The sequence below is a fragment of the Candidatus Moraniibacteriota bacterium genome (genome assembly GCA_026396275.1).
Classification (GTDB): Bacteria; Patescibacteriota; Minisyncoccia; order Moranbacterales; family JAPLXC01; genus JAPLXC01.
Window position 1 is genome coordinate 17,545 of sequence record JAPLXC010000019.1, and the last position, 17,678, is coordinate 35,222.

The 17,678-nt window shown below is 40.7% G+C and carries 18 protein-coding genes and 1 tRNA gene; 17 read left to right on the plus strand and 2 right to left on the minus strand.

What is annotated here, in order from left to right; translation table 11 throughout:
- Nucleotides 1-7 precede the first annotated feature (7 nt).
- From NT136_04000 to pheT, 11 genes are all read left to right on the plus strand, one after another.
- A complete protein-coding gene (locus tag NT136_04000) occupies nt 8-946 on the plus strand; it encodes an AIR synthase-related protein (protein MCX6766092.1) in 939 nt (312 codons plus the stop codon).
- Between the two features lie 60 nt (nt 947-1,006).
- The gene (locus NT136_04005; protein ID MCX6766093.1) at nt 1,007-1,474 is read left to right on the plus strand and encodes an 8-oxo-dGTP diphosphatase; all 468 of its coding nucleotides are present in this window, start codon (nt 1,007-1,009) and stop codon (nt 1,472-1,474) included.
- Nucleotides 1,475-1,567: 93 nt separating this feature from the next.
- A complete protein-coding gene (locus NT136_04010) occupies nt 1,568-2,050 on the plus strand; it encodes an NUDIX domain-containing protein (protein MCX6766094.1) in 483 nt (160 codons plus the stop codon).
- Nucleotides 2,051-2,155: 105 nt separating this feature from the next.
- The gene (locus NT136_04015) at nt 2,156-2,389 is read left to right on the plus strand and encodes a hypothetical protein (GenBank protein MCX6766095.1); all 234 of its coding nucleotides are present in this window, start codon (nt 2,156-2,158) and stop codon (nt 2,387-2,389) included.
- A 57-nt stretch (nt 2,390-2,446) separates the two neighbouring features.
- A complete protein-coding gene (secD, locus tag NT136_04020; GenBank protein ID MCX6766096.1) occupies nt 2,447-4,156 on the plus strand; it encodes a protein translocase subunit SecD in 1,710 nt (569 codons plus the stop codon).
- Between the two features lie 66 nt (nt 4,157-4,222).
- A complete protein-coding gene (locus NT136_04025; GenBank protein ID MCX6766097.1) occupies nt 4,223-4,981 on the plus strand; it encodes a hypothetical protein in 759 nt (252 codons plus the stop codon).
- 41 nt (nt 4,982-5,022) lie between these two features.
- Nucleotides 5,023-5,274 (plus strand): hypothetical protein, encoded by a 252-nt coding sequence (locus NT136_04030; GenBank protein ID MCX6766098.1) that lies wholly within the window; start codon nt 5,023-5,025, stop codon nt 5,272-5,274.
- A gap of 359 nt (nt 5,275-5,633) precedes the next feature.
- Nucleotides 5,634-5,707 (plus strand) — tRNA-Val (locus NT136_04035).
- Between the two features lie 38 nt (nt 5,708-5,745).
- Nucleotides 5,746-6,969: a tyrosine--tRNA ligase gene (tyrS, locus tag NT136_04040; protein ID MCX6766099.1), complete on the plus strand. Its 1,224-nt coding sequence runs from the start codon at nt 5,746-5,748 to the stop codon at nt 6,967-6,969.
- A complete protein-coding gene (gene pheS / locus NT136_04045) occupies nt 6,970-7,998 on the plus strand; it encodes a phenylalanine--tRNA ligase subunit alpha (GenBank protein MCX6766100.1) in 1,029 nt (342 codons plus the stop codon).
- 95 nt (nt 7,999-8,093) lie between these two features.
- Nucleotides 8,094-10,169: a phenylalanine--tRNA ligase subunit beta gene (gene pheT / locus NT136_04050; protein MCX6766101.1), complete on the plus strand. Its 2,076-nt coding sequence runs from the start codon at nt 8,094-8,096 to the stop codon at nt 10,167-10,169.
- Between the two features lie 118 nt (nt 10,170-10,287).
- On the opposite strand, the gene NT136_04055 is transcribed toward pheT, so the two are convergent.
- Both NT136_04055 and NT136_04060 read right to left on the minus strand, forming a co-directional pair.
- The gene (locus tag NT136_04055; protein ID MCX6766102.1) at nt 10,288-10,605 is read right to left on the minus strand and encodes a hypothetical protein; all 318 of its coding nucleotides are present in this window, start codon (nt 10,603-10,605) and stop codon (nt 10,288-10,290) included.
- Between the two features lie 29 nt (nt 10,606-10,634).
- Nucleotides 10,635-11,591 carry a hypothetical protein gene (locus tag NT136_04060; GenBank protein ID MCX6766103.1) on the minus strand — a complete coding sequence of 319 codons (957 nt, stop codon included), beginning with the start codon at nt 11,589-11,591 and terminating at the stop codon, nt 10,635-10,637.
- A 168-nt stretch (nt 11,592-11,759) separates the two neighbouring features.
- On the opposite strand from NT136_04060, the gene NT136_04065 reads away from it, so the two are divergent.
- The 6 genes from NT136_04065 to NT136_04090 all read left to right on the plus strand — a co-directional run bounded on the left by NT136_04065 (nt 11,760) and on the right by NT136_04090 (nt 17,676).
- Nucleotides 11,760-12,830, plus strand: a complete 1,071-nt coding sequence (locus NT136_04065; protein MCX6766104.1) for an HTH domain-containing protein — start codon at nt 11,760-11,762, stop codon at nt 12,828-12,830.
- Between the two features lie 28 nt (nt 12,831-12,858).
- The gene (locus tag NT136_04070) at nt 12,859-14,142 is read left to right on the plus strand and encodes a hypothetical protein (protein ID MCX6766105.1); all 1,284 of its coding nucleotides are present in this window, start codon (nt 12,859-12,861) and stop codon (nt 14,140-14,142) included.
- An 84-nt stretch (nt 14,143-14,226) separates the two neighbouring features.
- A complete protein-coding gene (locus NT136_04075; GenBank protein ID MCX6766106.1) occupies nt 14,227-15,978 on the plus strand; it encodes a type IV secretion system DNA-binding domain-containing protein in 1,752 nt (583 codons plus the stop codon).
- A complete protein-coding gene (locus tag NT136_04080) occupies nt 15,968-16,132 on the plus strand; it encodes a hypothetical protein (protein ID MCX6766107.1) in 165 nt (54 codons plus the stop codon). The genes NT136_04075 and NT136_04080 overlap by 11 nt, the downstream gene beginning before the upstream one ends.
- A gap of 2 nt (nt 16,133-16,134) precedes the next feature.
- Nucleotides 16,135-17,355, plus strand: coding sequence for a tRNA 2-thiouridine(34) synthase MnmA (gene mnmA / locus NT136_04085; GenBank protein MCX6766108.1), 1,221 nt, complete (start codon nt 16,135-16,137; stop codon nt 17,353-17,355).
- A 36-nt stretch (nt 17,356-17,391) separates the two neighbouring features.
- Nucleotides 17,392-17,676: a hypothetical protein gene (locus NT136_04090; protein MCX6766109.1), complete on the plus strand. Its 285-nt coding sequence runs from the start codon at nt 17,392-17,394 to the stop codon at nt 17,674-17,676.
- Nucleotides 17,677-17,678 lie beyond the last annotated feature (2 nt).

The following is a 17,678-nucleotide window of genomic DNA, read 5'->3' on the forward strand; positions in this document are numbered from 1 at the left end:
TAGAAATATGGCATACAATCCAGAAAAACCATATAAAAATCAAATTTTAGGGCTGATTAAGAAAACCTGGCATACGCCCTATGTTTCTGTCCAGGAAGGAACATACACGGTGTTTAAGAGAAAATTTGATTATTCTGAAATCGATCATACCGATGGGATAGGTACGAAAGGAATTTACCACTGGGGTAGACGCACTTTTCGGAACGCAGTTTTAGACGCCTTAGCGATGAATTTGAATGATTTAGCAATGGCGAGGGCGATCCCATATAAACTTCAATGTCATCTTATTGTGCCAAAAGATGATAACAGAGCAATATTAGAGATTATGAAGAATCTGGTAGCGGAGTGCAAAAAACGCAATATTGTGATTACCGGCGGGGAAACGTCTATTCAGAATAATATACAAGGTCTTGACATCAGTCTGACAGTTAGTGGTTTTGTAAAAAGCGAGAAGCAAAATCAGTTTCGGGTTGGTGATGTATTGGTAGGCTTGGCAAGTAATGGAGTGCATTCAAACGGTTTTACAACGGTACGAAAGACGCTAGGTAACAGATTTTCCGAAGCATTCACAGAGCCAACAAAGATATATATAGAAATGCTACAAGCCATTCAGGAAAAGTACGTTGTTCATGGCATGATGCATATAACAGGCGGTGCTTTCACAAAGCTGAAAAGTTTGCTTTCTAAAGCCGATGCGATTATTACGAAAAATCATTCATTGAAACCTCAAGCTATATTCAGGAAGCTATATACACACGGGATCACAGATAAAGATATGTACAGGACTTTCAACTGTGGAATAGGGTTTGTGTTGTCAACCCCCAAAGATGACGCATTAAAAGTTGTTTCCGGAATAAAAGGCGCAGATATAATCGGAAAGGTAATACCAGGGACGGGCAAGGTGAGAATTACCTCAATTTTTAGCGGTAAAGAGATAAAACTTTAAGAGAATTACTGCGGGAGCGGTAAGAAGTATAAGAAGTGCTGCGGAAAATAAAGTGTAGTTATGAAGATTATCCAAACAGTTGCAATAATCCAAAAAGGAGATGAAATTCTTCTCGGCATGAAAAAGCGCGGTTTTGGAGCTGGAAGATGGAATGGTTTTGGCGGGAAATTAAAAGAAAATGAAAATGTAATTCAAGCAGCGCAAAGGGAGCTTAAAGAGGAAACCGGGATTGATACAGAAAATTTAATTGAAATGGGCATTATTGAATTTGAATTTAAGAGGAATCCTGATATCCTTGAAGTTCATTTTTTAAAAGGAACAGATTTTTCCGGAGCGCTGGTAGAAACAGAAGAAATGAAACCCGCTTGGTTTAAAATTAATGAAATCCCCTACGACTCAATGTGGCCGGATGATAAATTCTGGCTGCCGCTGTTTCTGGAAGGAAAAAAATTTTGCGGTAAATTCTTATTTGATAATTATAATAAAATCATTAAACATAAACTTGAGATCGTAGATAAGTTACAATAGCTGTTTCCATATATCAATATATGAAAAGACAATACCGCATTCTAGTATACGGTATGATGGACAAGTAAGGAATAAAGGGTAAAAAAGAAAAGCATGAAACCAAAATTTTCCTTTGAAAAATCAGTCGGTGGAGTAATATTTTTTCAGGAGGAAAACACTATAAAATATCTTCTTCTCCATTATGAGTCAGGCCATTGGGATTTTCCTAAGGGCCATGTTGAAAAAGGAGAAAGTGATGGAGAAACGCTGAAAAGGGAAATTCAGGAGGAAACCGGGATTACTGGCGTTGGGATTATCCCGGGATTTAAAAAACAGATTAGATATTTTTACCGGGCCGGCAAGGAAGAAAAAGAAAAAAGGATAAAAGAGGGCATTGGCACAAGCATTATCAAAAGGGTAATATACTACCTTGCCGAAACCAAAACCAAAGAAGTAAAAATTTCTTTTGAGCATATCGGCTTTGAGTGGCTGGCATACGACAACGCGTTAGAGAGAATTACCTACAAAAATTCAAAAGAAGTTTTAAAAGAAGCTAATGATTTTTTGATAAATAATAAGCAGTTGAGCATTCTATAAACTTAAAAATTGCACATCAAATGTCATTCCTGCCTCTGAGCCGGAATCCAGAACAAATTTTTCTAGATTCCGCATCAAGTGCGGAATGACATTAAAAAACCCCCCATGACTTACAAAGGCGGAGAATATTCATTCAATGAATTATTAAAAGAGCTGAAACAGCGGGCTAAAAAAGAATTGATACAATCCGACTACGAGTACCTGGAGTTAATTGACGGACTAATCGAAGAAAAGAAAAGCCAGGGTTATTTTTCGGAAGACGAGGATATGGAGCAACTCAAAAGCGATCTGGAAATTATGTGGCCGGAAGTGGAAAAATATTTGCAGGATGAAAAATAGTTTTAATAGTCAGGCCATTCTTGATAAATTATTTAAGCCGGGATATTATATTAAAAGATGAATATCAGGAAAAAAATCAAGATTAAATTTGCAGGAGTTTTATTTCTTGGCATAATTGCCGGGCTGATTTCGTATCCTCAAGCAATGAAATTCGCGCCGCCGTTTTATAATGCGCTTAATAAACTTAAGATAAATTTAGGCCTGGATCTTCAGGGCGGAATACATTTGGAATATAAAGCCGATGTTTCCAATGTTGAAAAAAGCAAAGTTAACGATGCTCTTCAGGGGGCGCAGGACGTGATTGAGCGACGCATTAATGCTTTTGGCGTCGGCGAACCGTTAGTGCAAACAGCGCAATCAGGAGGAGAACGTCGGATTGTTGTAGAACTGCCCGGAGTGAAAGACATTGAAGAGGCAAAAAAAAGAATAAAAGACACGCCTTTTTTGGAATTTAAAGAAGAGACCAGTCCCGAGGAATTGGCCAAAACCCAGGAATTATTCAATTCCTTGAATGAGCAGACAAAAAAACAGGCAGAGGATATCCTTCAGCGCGCGCTGGCCAGTGAAAATCTTGAGGACTTGGCAAAGCAGTACAGTCAGGATCCCGGCTCTAAGGACCAGGGTGGTGATCTGGGTTTTGTGAAGAAAGGGATTTTTGTTCCTGAATTTAACAAAATTTTATTTGAAGAAAATTTAAAGCCGGGCGAAATTTACCCCAAGCTGGTTGAATCCCAATTCGGCTGGCATATTATTAAATTTATTGAATCGCGCGGGGAAGGGGATAATCTGGAGGTGCATAGCCAGCATATTCTTTTTGCCAAGCAGTCGGCGGAGATGGTTCCTGATTTGAAATATAAATCAACCGGGCTTTCAGGAAAAAATCTCAAAAGTGCCGCGGTGACCTTTACCAGCCAGGGCTTGAGTGAGCCGCAGGTTTCCCTGAAATTCGACGCAGAAGGGACAAAACTTTTCGCGGAACTTACTAAAAAAAATCTGGGGAAAACCATCGCTATTTATCTTGATGGCACAGTTATTAGTGCCCCAGTGGTCCAGGCGGAAATCGCCAATGGTGAAGCTGTTATCACGGGAGATTTTTCCCAGGAGGAAGCAAAAGAATTGGCTCAACGTCTCAATGAAGGAGCGCTTCCGGTACCACTCACGTTAGTCGGCCAGCAAAGCGTGGAAGCGTCACTGGGAGCCGAATCTCTGAAAAAAAGTTTTGTGGCTGGCCTGGTGGGACTGGCGGCGGTGATGATCTTTATGATTTTTTATTACCGGTTCCTGGGAGTGGTGGCAGTGATAGCTCTTCTTATTTACACCTGCATAATGGTTTCCATCGTAAAATTATCCGGAACTTTCACTCCCTGGCCGATTACTCTTACCCTTTCCGGAATCGCCGGCTTTATTCTTTCCATCGGAATGGCGGTTGATGCCAATATCCTGATATTTGAAAGAACTAAAGAAGAAATCCGAAGGGGGAGAGGCATTATGAACGCACTGGACGAAGGATTTAAGCGCGCCTGGACGTCCATCCGCGACGGCAATGTTTCTTCCATTATTACCTCTTTCATTTTAATTATGATGGGAACCGGCTTTGTTAAGGGATTCGCCGTGATGCTGATTGTCGGAGTGCTGATTTCGATGTTCACGGCAGTGACGATTTCAAGAACGTTGCTTAGGGTTTTGGTGGGAGAGTGGATAATGGATAAGCTGTGGATGATGGGGATTTCTGAAAAATCAAAAATCAAAAATCAAAATGAAAAATGACAAGGTAAAAATGATAATCGCAGTGCGATACAATAATTTTGATATTTGATTTTTTATTTTTGATATATGTTTGATATTATCTCTAAAATAAAATACGCCTACATATTCTCTGGAATACTAACAATCTTGAGCATACTTAGTTTGTTCGTTTGGGGATTGAATTTCGGCATTGATTTTAAAGGCGGAACGTTGATGGAAGTTCAGTTCAGCGCAGCTGCTCCGGGGGTCTCGGAAATTCAGGAGAAACTTAAAGAGGTACAAGTTCAGGATCTCACTATCCAGCCTAGCCAGGTAAGTTCCGTGATTTTGCGCTATTTGGCTTCAGACGAGACGCACAACGAACAAGTGCTTGAGAAACTGCGCGAATTTGATCCCGGCGCCAAACAGCTGAAAGTTGACTTCATCGGTGCTTCTGTTTCCGATCAGATCAAAAAGAACGCTATTTGGGCGATTCTGCTGGCAGTGGTGGGGATTGCGCTCTATATTGCTTGGGCTTTTCGCAAGGTCTCGCGGCCTGTTTCTTCCTGGCAATATGGGATAAACGCGGTTATCGCGCTTATTCACGACATCTTGATTACTTCTGGTGTTTTTTCAGTGCTGGGGCATTTTTTCCAAGTGGAGATCGGCGTTCCTTTTATAGCGGCGCTGCATACATCTCTTACAGTCATTATTACGCTTCTGGCAATTTATATTTTTGGCGGGGAGTCAGTCAAATTATTTTCCCTCGCGCTTTTGATCGGGATAACTTTCGGAACCTATTCTTCAATTTTTATCGCCTCGGCATTATTGGTTACCAGTTATAATCTAAAAGTTAAAACCCGTTAACTCGCGAACTCGTTAACCGGACAATAAATAACCAGATAGCAATGTGGAATCCGTTAAAAAAATTTAAAAAATCAGATGATCCTAATAAAATGGGAATATTACAGCGTTTGGCAATGAAAAGAGTGATGTCGATGAGTGAAGAAGAAAGAAAAAAGTTGGCGGAAAAGGCAATGTCGCCGGAAAACATCACCAAAAACAAGGATAAAATTCTGGAAGTATTAGAACAGATGAAAGCTAGCGGACAACTTACTGAAGAACAAGTGGAAGAGGCTAAAAGGAAATTAAACCTTTAAATCAATTCGTATTCTTTAAGAAAGCAAAAAGGCAGAAAATATCTGCCTCTTTTTATGCCATTCGGAAAGAAAGAACTACCTCCATTTGGAGGTGAAGCGGGAGGGAGGATTCGAACCTCCCCCCAGAAGTGGTCCCCCTAGGCTCCCAAGGAACTCCCGCACATTGATTTTAGCTTTCTTAATTTAATTATATTGCGTCTGCCTGAAAGTGCAATACACCTTTTCTTTTTCGGAAAAATGCACTAAAATAGGAAAGAAAGGGCATTTAGCTCCCCGTACATCCCGCTTGAGCGGGAAACGGGGCAAATAGCTGGCTGCTAATAAATGGGCACATAGCTCAGCCTTGCCCCGCACCATTTGGGCACATAGCTCAGTTGGTTAGAGCGCTGCATTCACATTGCAGAGGTCACTGGTTCGAGTCCAGTTGTGCCCACAATTGCAAAAAATAAACCGTGCTGATACTATAAGGTTATGGACAAAGATTTTGAGTCAAAAGTTGAAGAAATTCTAACTCGCGGAGTAAGCGAGGTGATTGACCGCGAACATCTTAAAAAGTGTCTTTTAAAAGGGGAAAAATTAAGAATAAAACACGGTGTTGATCCAACAACTCCCGATTTACATTTGGGATATGCAGTAGTTTATCGGAAATTAAAGCAACTTCAGGATTTGGGCCACCAGATAGTTTTTTTAATTGGCGATTTTACCGGCCGTTTTGGCGATCCGACGGACAGAGAAAAAATAAGGGAGATGAAAAAGAAAGAAGATGTAAAAGAACTTGCGAAAAATTACATTAATCAATTGGGAAAAATTTTGGATATTAAAAAAGTTGAAGTACGCCATAACGGTGAATGGTACGATAAAATGTCGGCCGAAGAACTGCTTAAATTAATGTCGAAATTTACTACCAGAAGGATGCTTGAGCGTGATATGTTTAAAGAAAGAGATAGAAAAGGATTAGAAATTGGACTGCACGAGCCAGTATATCCAGTTCTTCAAGGATATGATTCGGTGATGCTCAAATCCGACCTCACGGTCATCGGTAGCGATCAAAAATTTAATGAACTTCAAGGAAGAAAAATTCAGGAAATTTATGGTCAGGAACCGCAAGATATTATTATCATGCCTGTTTTAGCTGGCACCGACGGCAAGCAAAAAATGAGCCAGAGTTTGGGAAATTATATCGGCCTTACTGAAGACTCTGATCAAATGTTTGGAAAAATTATGTCTATTCCTGACACTTCAATAACAAATTATTACGAACTTTGTACAGATGTTCCAATGGAAAGCATAAAAAAGATTGAAAAAGATATGAAATCGGGCAAATTAAATCCGCGCGACGCGAAGCTTGATCTGGCGCAGGAAATTGTGAAAATTTATCACGGAGAAGATAATGCCAAAAAAGCAAGGGAATATTTCATTAAGACATTTTCAGAGCGTAAAACGCCGGAAAATATTCCAGAACAAGTTATAGAATGGGTTGAGGCTTACAATGCGCATCAAAACGTTATGGATTTTATGGTTTCAGCCAAACTTGCAACCAGCAGAAGCGACGCAAGAAGAAAAATTGAACAGGGCGGCGTATCAATTGATGGAAAAAAAGTTATTGCAGGAGAATTAATTTTAACACCGGAAATATATGATGGCAAAGTGGTGAAAGTTGGAAAAATACATTTTGTAAAAATAAAATTCAAATAAATGCTGGAGCAGAAAATTTTAAATATCAAAACGCAGGCATTTCAGGATACGAAAGACGCCAAAACGGGAGCGGATGTTTTGAATTTGCGCGTGAAATATTTAGGGCGAAAAAGCGAATTCAACAAGATTTTGAAAGGCCTCAAGGACTTGTCCGCTGCGGAAAAAAAGTTGATCGGGCCGCTGGCTAATTCAGCAAAAAAAGAAATAGAACAGGAGCTTCAAAGAGCCGAAAAAGCGATCAAGGCGAAGAGTTTTGACGCGAAAAAAGAGAAAATTGACGTGACCATACCAGGAAGAAGAGTTAAGCGCGGCCATCTTCATCCACTCACTAAAATCCAAAATGAGATAGAAGACATTTTTGCTTCGATGGGATTTGAAATTGCCGACGGGCCGGAAGTGGAAACGGAATGGTATAATTTTGACGCTCTTAATATTCCCGCTGATCATCCGGCAAGAGACGCGTGGGATACGTTTTTTATCAAAAATAAAAATGAAGGAAAATTATTATTGCGGACGCATACATCGCCCGTTCAGATACGATACATGCAGACGCATAAGCCGCCATTTCGCATTATCGTACCGGGAAAGTGTTTTCGCCATGAAGCGACTGACGCGGCTCACGAGCATACTTTTTATCAATTTGAAGCGCTGATGGTAGGCGATGATATTAGCGTTGCTCACTTAAAACACATTGCCCAGCAGTTTTTTTCCCGATTTTTCAAGAAGGAGGTAAAAATTCGGCTGCGCCCCAGTTTTTTTCCTTTCACCGAACCCAGCTTTGAATTTGATTTGAGCTGCACGGTCTGCTCCGGCAAGGGTTGTCCATCGTGCAAAGGCGGAGGATGGCTGGAAATGGGCGGAGCCGGAATGGTCAATCAAGCCGTTTTCGTCGCAGCAGGTTATCCGCGCAACCGCTACCAGGGATTGGCCTGGGGATTTGGCCTGGAGCGTTTGGCGATGATGAGATGGAAGATTGATGATATCCGGCTGTTTCATAGCGGGGATTTAAGGTTTATTAAGCAGTTCTAGTAATCTTTACAAATTACTAATTTAATACGAATATACTAATCATTTCTTAAAAATTCGTATATTAGTAAATAATTCGTAATTAGTAAAGAATTGTCATGAAATTTTCATATAATTGGTTGAAAGAATTAAGCGGAACGAAAAAGTCGCCAAAAGAATTGGCGGAGCTTTTGACAATGCGTTCATTTGAGGTTGAAGGAATTGAAAAAGCAAAAAGCGATAATGTTTTGGATATTAAAATACTGGCTGATCGGGGACATGATTGTTTAAGTCATATAGGAATTGCCAGGGAAATTACAGCACTCGAAGGAAAAAAATTTGTCTTACATTACGGAAAATCAAAAATCAAAAATCAAAAATCAAAAATTGTTAAGATAGATATTCAAGACAAGAAATTATGTCCTCGCTATATCGGCGCGGTAATGACGAATATAAAAATAGGGCCGTCGCCAAAATGGATGCAGGAACGATTAATTACTGGAGGATTAAGGCCGATAAACAATATAGTTGACGCAACCAATTATGTAATGCTGGAAACGGGACAGCCACTGCACGCATTCGATGCGGACAAAATCAAAGATCAAAAATCAAAAATCAAAATTATAATAAGGAAAGCGAAAAAAGGGGAGAAAATTAAATTGTTGGATGAAACGGAAAAAGTTTTAGCAGACGATGATCTAGTAATTGCTGATTCTCAAAAAGCCCTGGCTATTGCCGGGATTAAGGGCGGGGTGGAGGCGGAAATTGGCGAGAACACCCAAACGATCGTGCTGGAAGCGGCAAATTTCAATCCGACGGCCATTCGCAAAAGCCGGATTCGTCTGGGACTAAAAACCGATGCCTCCGACCGGTTTGAAAAAGAAATTGATCCCAATCTTGCGGAAATCGCAATGGCAAGAGTTGTCTGGATAATTGAGGAATTTGGCGGAAAAACGGAAGGAATGTTTGATGTTTATCCTTCCAAGGTGAATTCTTGGAAAATCAAGTTGGACCTGAATTATGTTAATAAACTTCTTGGAGAAAATATACCAGTCAAGGCGGTTACAAAAATATTAAAATCGCTCGGATTGCTGGTTACTGGTTACGGATCACAAGTTACGGTTACGGTTCCGACGTTCAGGATTGATTTAAAAACCCAGGAAGATCTGGTTGAAGAAATCGGAAGAATTTACGGATATGAGAAAATTAAGCCGCAAGCCCCTCACGCTCCGATTCAGGCGGCGGAGGTGAACGAGCAAAGGTTATTTGAGAGGGAGGTCAAAAATATTCTTGCGGGCAAAGGATTTTCGGAAGTGTATAATTATTCCTTCTACAGCGCGCGCGACGCGGGACTGGCCGGGCTGGGAGCGATCGAGCATCTGGAACTGGAAAATCCGATGAATCCCGATCAAGCGTTGATGCGGGTGAGCTTGATTCCTGGAATTTTGAAAAATATTAATCATAATCTGAAATATTTTGACGATTTTCGAATTTTTGAAATTGGGCGCGTATATTGGACAAATAAAACAATATTACCTGAAGAAAAAAATATGCTGGCGGGAGCGATTGTTATGGAAGAAAGCAGCAAGAAGGAAGCATTAAGCGGAGTTGAAAAAGCAAAAGGATTTTATGAATTAAAAAGTTATGCAGATGTATTGCTAAGCAGGATAGGAATTGATGATTATTATTTTGACACTTTTGACGCGGTGCCAAATGATTCATTTTCAACGCTCTGGCACGAGGGAAGGACAGCGGAAATAAAAATAGAAGGTCATGAAAAAGCCATTGGATTTTTGGGAGAAATAAATCCTTTTTTACTGGCCAATTTTGATATTCACAAAAGAGTGGCGTGTTTCGAATTTGATCTGGAAAAGTTGCAGGAAATATCCCAGTCGGAAAGAGAATATCAGCCGGTCAGGAAATATCCGGAAGTTATCCGCGATATATCCATGATCGCCCGGAGCAATGTACTGGTAGACGAAATTCTAGCTGCTATTCAAAAAGCTGGAGGAAATTTAGTTCTAGATGTTGACCTCTTTGACATTTTCGATTTTGCCGACAGCACATCCAGCTACGCTTTTCACATTATCTTCGGTGCGGAAAACCGGACGCTCAAAAGCGGGGAAGTGGATGAATTGATGAAAAAAATAAGTTCTGTGCTGGAAAAAGATTTAAAGGTTAAGGTAAGGAAATAAGTTTTATCACTTCCATATAAGGTATAAAGTTGTAATTACTATGTTATAAAAATAGAGGCCTGCTGCTCTATGAGCAACAGGCCTATTTAATTTCTATCGAAGTCGGACTTCGATAGATTTACTCTAAAAAAGCTCTTGTGACATCTGATGGGCTATTGAACTTTTTATAATCAACCTCAAATTTAATTTCATCTTCCTGTAAAATAGATGCCACAAAATCTGCTAACTGTCTGCACCAAATCTCCTTTCCCTTTACCCCTATTATGTAGGAGTTTGCTGGTGCAGTATCCTGTTCAGTTAAGATATATGAGTTCTTCTTTCTTTTATCCTTTCTAACCGAGTATCCTCCGGTTCCCAAAGGATAGAAACTCTTATCCTGATCCTCAATGAGTTTTTTTAATACTTCTTCATTTGTATTGGTCTTGAAAATTGTCATTGTAATTTCTTGCTACGCGGTAATTGTTTTCATCTTTCACCTCCAAATTGTTTATTGGCTTCTTTTTTTGTTCCCTTTAACCTCCAAGGACGGACTATTTTTACCGCTCCAACAGCAATCGCACTGGCTCCGGCTTCTTTCATAAGTCGCACGTCACCTCTTTTGTAAATACTCCCGGCAATTATCGGAAGTTCAATATCCGCCTTTCTTGCTCTCCAAATCCATTCAGCTGTTAGCTGTGTTTGCCAGGGTCCAGAATAGCCACCGCCCCCGTAATTATGAAGGGGTGATATTCCATTCTTGAATAATTTTTTTCTGAATTTTTCCGGAAGTTCGTAAAATGGATAGGTATTGGGTATGGAAAAAGCATCGCAAAATCCTGAATGAGCAAGCTTGACTGCCAAAAAAATGGGAATAAGAAGATTGAATTTTGCAATCAGCGGAACTCCTAAACCGTCCATTATTTCGAAGTGGAGCAAAGATTCTTTCGCAAGTTTTCGGGTGTCGTGACCAACGTTAGGACAACTTTCATTTATCTCAACAGCAATTTTAGCTTTAAGATCAGGAATTAACCTTTTAAGATGGGTTTTTATTCCTTTCATTTCTTCAATCCTTTGTTCCAAACTTTTCCCGATAACCATGACGGATATTACAAAGTTTTTAGTCATTTGCTGCCAAATGTTCCTGCTGATAAGATCATCAAGACCGGTATTAGTAAGTTCAACAGCATTGAGAACAAAAGACCTTAAAAAATCCACATAAATGCAGTCCGGAAGTTTATCGAGTGGTTGCAATGTTTCCTTATTGATTGGCATATTGCCGATTGTTTCTAGAAGCGTTGCGGTTTTTGAGATGTGCGTTATCCCATCCATTGTATAACCGGGAATGAACTTAAAATATTTGTCGTACGGCCAACCATCTTTGAAAAAATTCATACTTCCCGATGCTCCGAAAATATTTCCAAATTCAACTCCTCTCAGTTTCATAAATTCCTCCTATAATTTATGGTTTTATATCCAATTTTTATTCACTTTTTAAAAAACTGCCTAATTTCTTATAGCACAACCTTCATTTCTTGTCACTCTTGACAAAAATAGGTAATATGTGCTAATCTATGCTGTTACATATTCAGTAAATTTTTAGCTCAAAATTTAATGAAAAGCCCATCTCTTACCAAGGAGGCGCAAAAAGAAGAAAAAGATGTTTCTGGCGGTGATTTTTGCTTTCAAAAAGCCCTAAATGAGGTTACTTCCGGCTTTCCGGAACGTTCTCGCAGCATAATTTTGATGCGTTACGGGATCAGCCAGAAGAATCCGAAAACGCTTGAGGAAATCGGCAATTCCTACCGCGTTACCCGGGAAAGAATACGGCAGATAATCCGGGAAGTTATCAAAAAAGTTGAGGAGAAGAAAGAAAATCCCATTTTGCAGGAGGTAAGCAGAAAAATAACATTTACAGTAAACGAAAAGAGTGGTATAATAAAGAAAAAAGAACTGATAAAACTGCTTGGTAAGGGGAATGAAAAAGAGTCCGGAGCGGTTGAATTTTTCTTGGATTGCCTGAAAGACCCGGTAATGGCGGAAACCAAAGGCGAAATGGAAGAGTCCTGTATTCGGATTGAGTTTGACTTGGATTATTGGAAAAAAATAAAAGACATTGCCAAAAACGTTTTGGAAGCCGAGGGGAAACCAATTAATGACGATGAGTTGGCGAAGAAAATTTTACTCCAGGTTCCAGCCATAACCCGGAAAAAACTGTTTGATTACCTGGCTCCCTCAAAAGAAATCGTAAAAAATAATTTTGGAAAGTGGGGACTGGATAATTGGCCGGAAATTACTCCTAAAGGAACACGGGAGAAAGCGTATCTCATGCTCAAAGAAAGCGACCGGCCGCTTCATTTCAGAGAAGTCGCGTCTCTTATTGATCATTACAAGCTTAGCAAGAAAAAGACCCATCCCCAGACGGTTCACAATGAACTTATCAAAGACAGCCGCTTTGTGTTAGTGGGAAGAGGGGTTTACGCTCTGTCTTCCTGGGGATACAAAAAGGGAACAGTCAAGGAAGTGCTGGAGGAAATTTTAAAAAATAATAAAGGGCCGATGAAACGCGGGGATATACTCAATCAGATACTCAAAGTGCGCCAAGTCAAAAAATCGACGGTAATAATCAATCTTAATAATTTTTTTCTGAAAACTGGCAGAGATGAGTACACCATTCGCCGGTAAAAAACAAAAATAGTTAACAAAAAATTCAATGGATTTTTTTGTACAAATTTTTAAAGATCTCTTTGAAAACGCAAAAGCCATAGGGAACATATTTTCGTATGTCTGGTTTATCGTGTTGCCTATGGCTTTTTATTATTTGTTCAAAGTTCTGTGGCTGGAATATATTCGCACCCGGTACGGGAAATCCATTAAATACGTTCTTTTAGAGATCATTCCGCCGCGCAACGTTGAAAAAAGCCCCAAGCCGATGGAGTCGCTCTACTGGGGAATATCAGGAGTGTTAAAGACATTCAACGCTCTGGAAGAATTTGTAAAGGGAATGACCACCTTCAAATTCAGTTTGGAACTGATGAGCAGTGAAGGCACGGTCCATTTTTACATTAGGACCCCGGTGCAATTCCGCAATTTGGTTGAGGCCCATCTCTACGCCCAGTATCCGGACGCGGTAATCAAAGAGGCCCCGGATTATATTAATGAAGTTCCCAAGATCGTTCCCAATCGCGAATGGAATCTCTGGGGAACGGACTTTGAGCTGGTAAAACCCGATCTTTATCCCATCCGGACTTTTCGCTATTTTGAAGAAGATATCACCGGAAAAATGATTGATCCTTTATCCGGACTAGTGGAAACAATGGGAAAATTGGGACCAAACCAAAAAATCTGGTTTCAGTATGTTATCGTGCCCGAATATGAAGTTCATAAACCCTGGGTAACTGCGAGCCGGGCGGTAATAGATAAACTAGCCGGAAGAGACAAGAAACAGGAAAGTGTCTGGAGCAGAATCTGGAGCGATATTGTTGATGTTATTTCCAATATCGGAAACGCTCTTTTCGGACCGGTTGAATTTACCAAGAAGGAAGAAGCCAAAGAAGAAGCGCCGCTTGAATTCCGCCTTACTCCAGTAGAAAAAGAAATACTCAAAGCGGTGGAAAACAACTTCGGAAAAAACGCTTTTAAGGTCAAAATGCGCTTTATTTATTTTGGGAAAACAGAAAATTACGACCCGACTTTTATTTCCGCATTCGTCGGCGGGATCAAGCAGTTCAATGACATCAATCTCAACAGCTTCAAGCCCTATGATAAAGCGAAAACATTCGCTGATTATATTTTAGTAGAACCCCGTTTGCGCCACCGGCAAAGAAAAATTTTCCGCCGTTACCGGGACCGGGACACCGATGGCAAGACCTTTTATCTTAGCACCGAAGAACTGGCCACTGTCTATCATCTTCCCGATATGTCGGTAGTGGCGCCGTCTGTTACCTATGTGGAAGCCAAAAGGGGAGGAGCGCCGGCTAATTTGCCAGTTGAATGATACGAATAATAATCCGAATTAGATCCGAATAAGATGCGAATTTGAATTCAGATTTGGATGTAATTTGGACAATAATTCGAATATATGTCAGATGTAACATTCTTCGCCAAAACCAATTTCCGCAACGAGGAGCAGACATTTGGAATTAAAACCGACGACCGGCGCCGGCATATGTATGTTATTGGAAAAACCGGAATGGGGAAAACTAATCTTCTGGAGCACATGGCGATTCAAGACATCAAAAACGGACACGGCATAGCCTATGTTGATCCCCATGGCGACACGGCGGAAAAAATAATTAAAACCATTCCTTCAAACAGAATAAACGATGTCATATATTTTAACCCGGCTGACCAGGATTATCCGATTGCTTTCAATGTGATGGAAAAAGTTGATCCGGAATGCCGCCATTTAGTAGCTTCCGGACTGGTAGGCGTATTCAAAAAAATCTGGGCGGATTCCTGGGGGCCGAGATTGGAATATATTTTAAGAAACGCGATTCTTTCCCTTCTTGAATATCCCGGAGCGACACTTCTGGGGGTCACCAGAATGCTGGTTGATAAAAATTACCGCATTCGGGTGGTAAATAAATTAACCGATCCGGTAGTAAGATCTTTCTGGGTGGATGAATTCACCAAATGGAATGAGCGGGTTCTGCAGGAAGTCGTTTCTCCGATTCAAAATAAAGTTGGGCAGTTTTTATCAAGCGCGCTTATCAGAAATATAGTAGGCCAGACCAAATCTTCCTTTGATATAAGGGAAATTATGGATAATAAAAAAATACTTATCCTTAATCTTTCCAAGGGGAGAATCGGGGAGGATAATAGCGCGCTTCTGGGAGCGATGATGATAACGAAGATCCAGCTCGCCGCCATGGCGAGGATTGATATTCCCGAAGAAGAACGGAAAGATTTTTATCTTTATGTCGATGAATTTCAGAATTTTGCGACGGAATCCTTTGCCAATATATTGTCCGAAGCGAGAAAGTACCGGCTTAATTTGACTTTGGCCAATCAATATATCACGCAAATTGACGAAATAGTGAGAGATGCCATTTTTGGAAACGCGGGGACGCTTGTTACTTTCCGGGTAGGGGCGGTTGACGCGGAATTTATGGAAAAAGAATTTGAGCCGATATTTATGCTGAACGATCTAGTTAATCTTCCAAAATACAACATTTATCTTAAATTGATGATAGACGGAATAGCCGGCGATGCGTTTTCAGCTGTGACGCTTCCGCCAATTGACATCAGAGATACCGAAGGAAATGCCGGCAAAGTGATAAAAGTTTCCCGCGAGCGATACGCGTCAAGCCGGGCCGAAGTTGAGGATAAAATTAACCGCTGGAGCGGGATGCTGCCGGCAGAAACAGTACAAAAAATAGAGAGGCCAAGCAACCAGAAAACTGAAGAACTAAGCAGTCCTGTAGAGCCAGTGGTAGTTGGACGCGAGGCAAGCCAAGTGGCTAAACAGCTATTTAACGCCGTCTGCGACACCTGCGGTGTGGGAATTCAGGTTCCCTTTGAGCCGGACGGGAGAAGGCCCACGTTTTGCAGAGAGTGTCTGAAAGATTACCAGCGGACGATGGCGCGGGGCAAAGACCAGGAATCAAGAATTAGAAATCCGGAACTAGTGAGAAAAAATAATATAGACAGGAATAAAGAAAAAGAAGTTAAGAAAACAGAATTGAAGGCCTATATTCCGCAAGAAAACCCCCTAAAACTTTCTCAAATTCAGCACGTGGCTCCGAAAAAATTTCAGTCCACCCGCAAAAAGCCGGAAGTGAATCTGGAGGAAGTGAGGAAGTTGATTAAGGAAAGCAGAAATGAAAATTAATTTTGATTTTAAATGGAACGAAAAAGTATCAAGCGGGCTGTGCTTTATTTTGATTTGTCTTTTGAGTTTAATCACGGCTTGGTATGTTGTCAAAGCAGGCGAGAGCATTATTGAAAACCCGCCGCAAGCGATTGTGAAAAATATCACGGAGTAGCGATGGATAAATCTTATAAAAAGCAAGTTATTGTAGCGATATCCCCGAAGGAATCCCTTCGGGATCCTACGGGGCAAGCCGGCGGGCACAGCAAGAAAGTCATTATTGCCATGTCAGGCGGAATTGATTCTTCAGTCGCCGCTTATTTGCTAAAAAAACAAGGTTACGATGTTACCGGATTTCATCTCCGGCTTTTTAAGGATGAAAAAAAAGAGAAACAAATTAAAAAAATTGCTAAAATGATTGGCATACCGCTTGTTGTCAGAGACGCCAGAAAAGAATTTAAGAAAAAAGTGATTGATTATTTTTTGCGCGAATATGAAACAGGAAGAACGCCTAATCCCTGCGTGGCGTGCAACCGGGAAATTAAATTTAAATTTTTATTTGACGAATTATCCAAACAAAACGCGGATTATGTGGCGACGGGACACTATGCGCGAATCATGAAACATATAACATATAACATAAAACATGGCATTTATAAACTTTACAAGGCCAAAGACAAAACTAAGGACCAGTCATATTTTCTTTACACTCTGGCACAAAAACAATTGGTGAAAATCATATTTCCTCTTGGTAATTATACCAAAACCGAAGTAAGAAAATTGGCGAAAAAATTTAGGTCTCCAGTGACTCAAAAAGATGAATCGCAAAATGTTTGTTTTCTGGCGGGGAAATGCCCGGATGATTTTTTGAAGCGTTATTTAAAATTAAGAAAAGGGAATATAGTTGACAGCCGGGGCAAAATAATCGGACGCCATGAGGGACTTCCCTTTTATACTATCGGCCAGCGCCGAGGCATAAAGATCGGCGGAACGGGGCCGTATTATGTAGTAGGGAAGAATAAAAAGCAAAACCGGCTTATTGTAACAAACAAAAAAGATGATCCGCTAATTTTTCGAAAATCCGCTTTTCTCCAAAACGTCAATTGGATCGCGGGGAAGCCCGCTTCGACTCGGTCTCATCGAGGCGAGCCAAAACTGCCACTGAAAGTGCTAGCAAGAACCCGCTACCGAAATCCGCTGGTTGGTGCTATAATAGAATTAACCAACAACCGACCCGCCCGCTTCGATTCGCGAAGCGATTCGGGCAGGCAACTAATAACTAAAAACTTTAAATGCAAAGTCGTGTTTGAAAAACCGCAGAGAGCGGTGACACCGGGGCAATCGGCTGTATTTTACGGGAAAAATGGCGAGGTTTTGGGAGGAGGAGTCATCAGCTAATCACAAATCTTAAAGAGCAACCTTTAATTTTAAAATATGGCTCTGGGAAATTTAAATTTTAGAGGAAGCGGGAAAACGTTGGGCGGAAAATTTACGCCCGCGAGCGCTAGAAGAGTTTTACAGTCCCAGTTTAAAGACCTGACTCTGGAAGCAAGAAATTACTTTAGCAGGGAACTTGGCCGCGGCAGGATGATTCACGGAGCTGATTTTGACAAAATTGTGACCGAAGCCCACAAAAGGGGTCTTATTAGCAGTACTCATGCCGAGCAAATAAAGGACGTAGTGAAACTTCCCGACGAATTTAATGAACACTGGAAATAAAT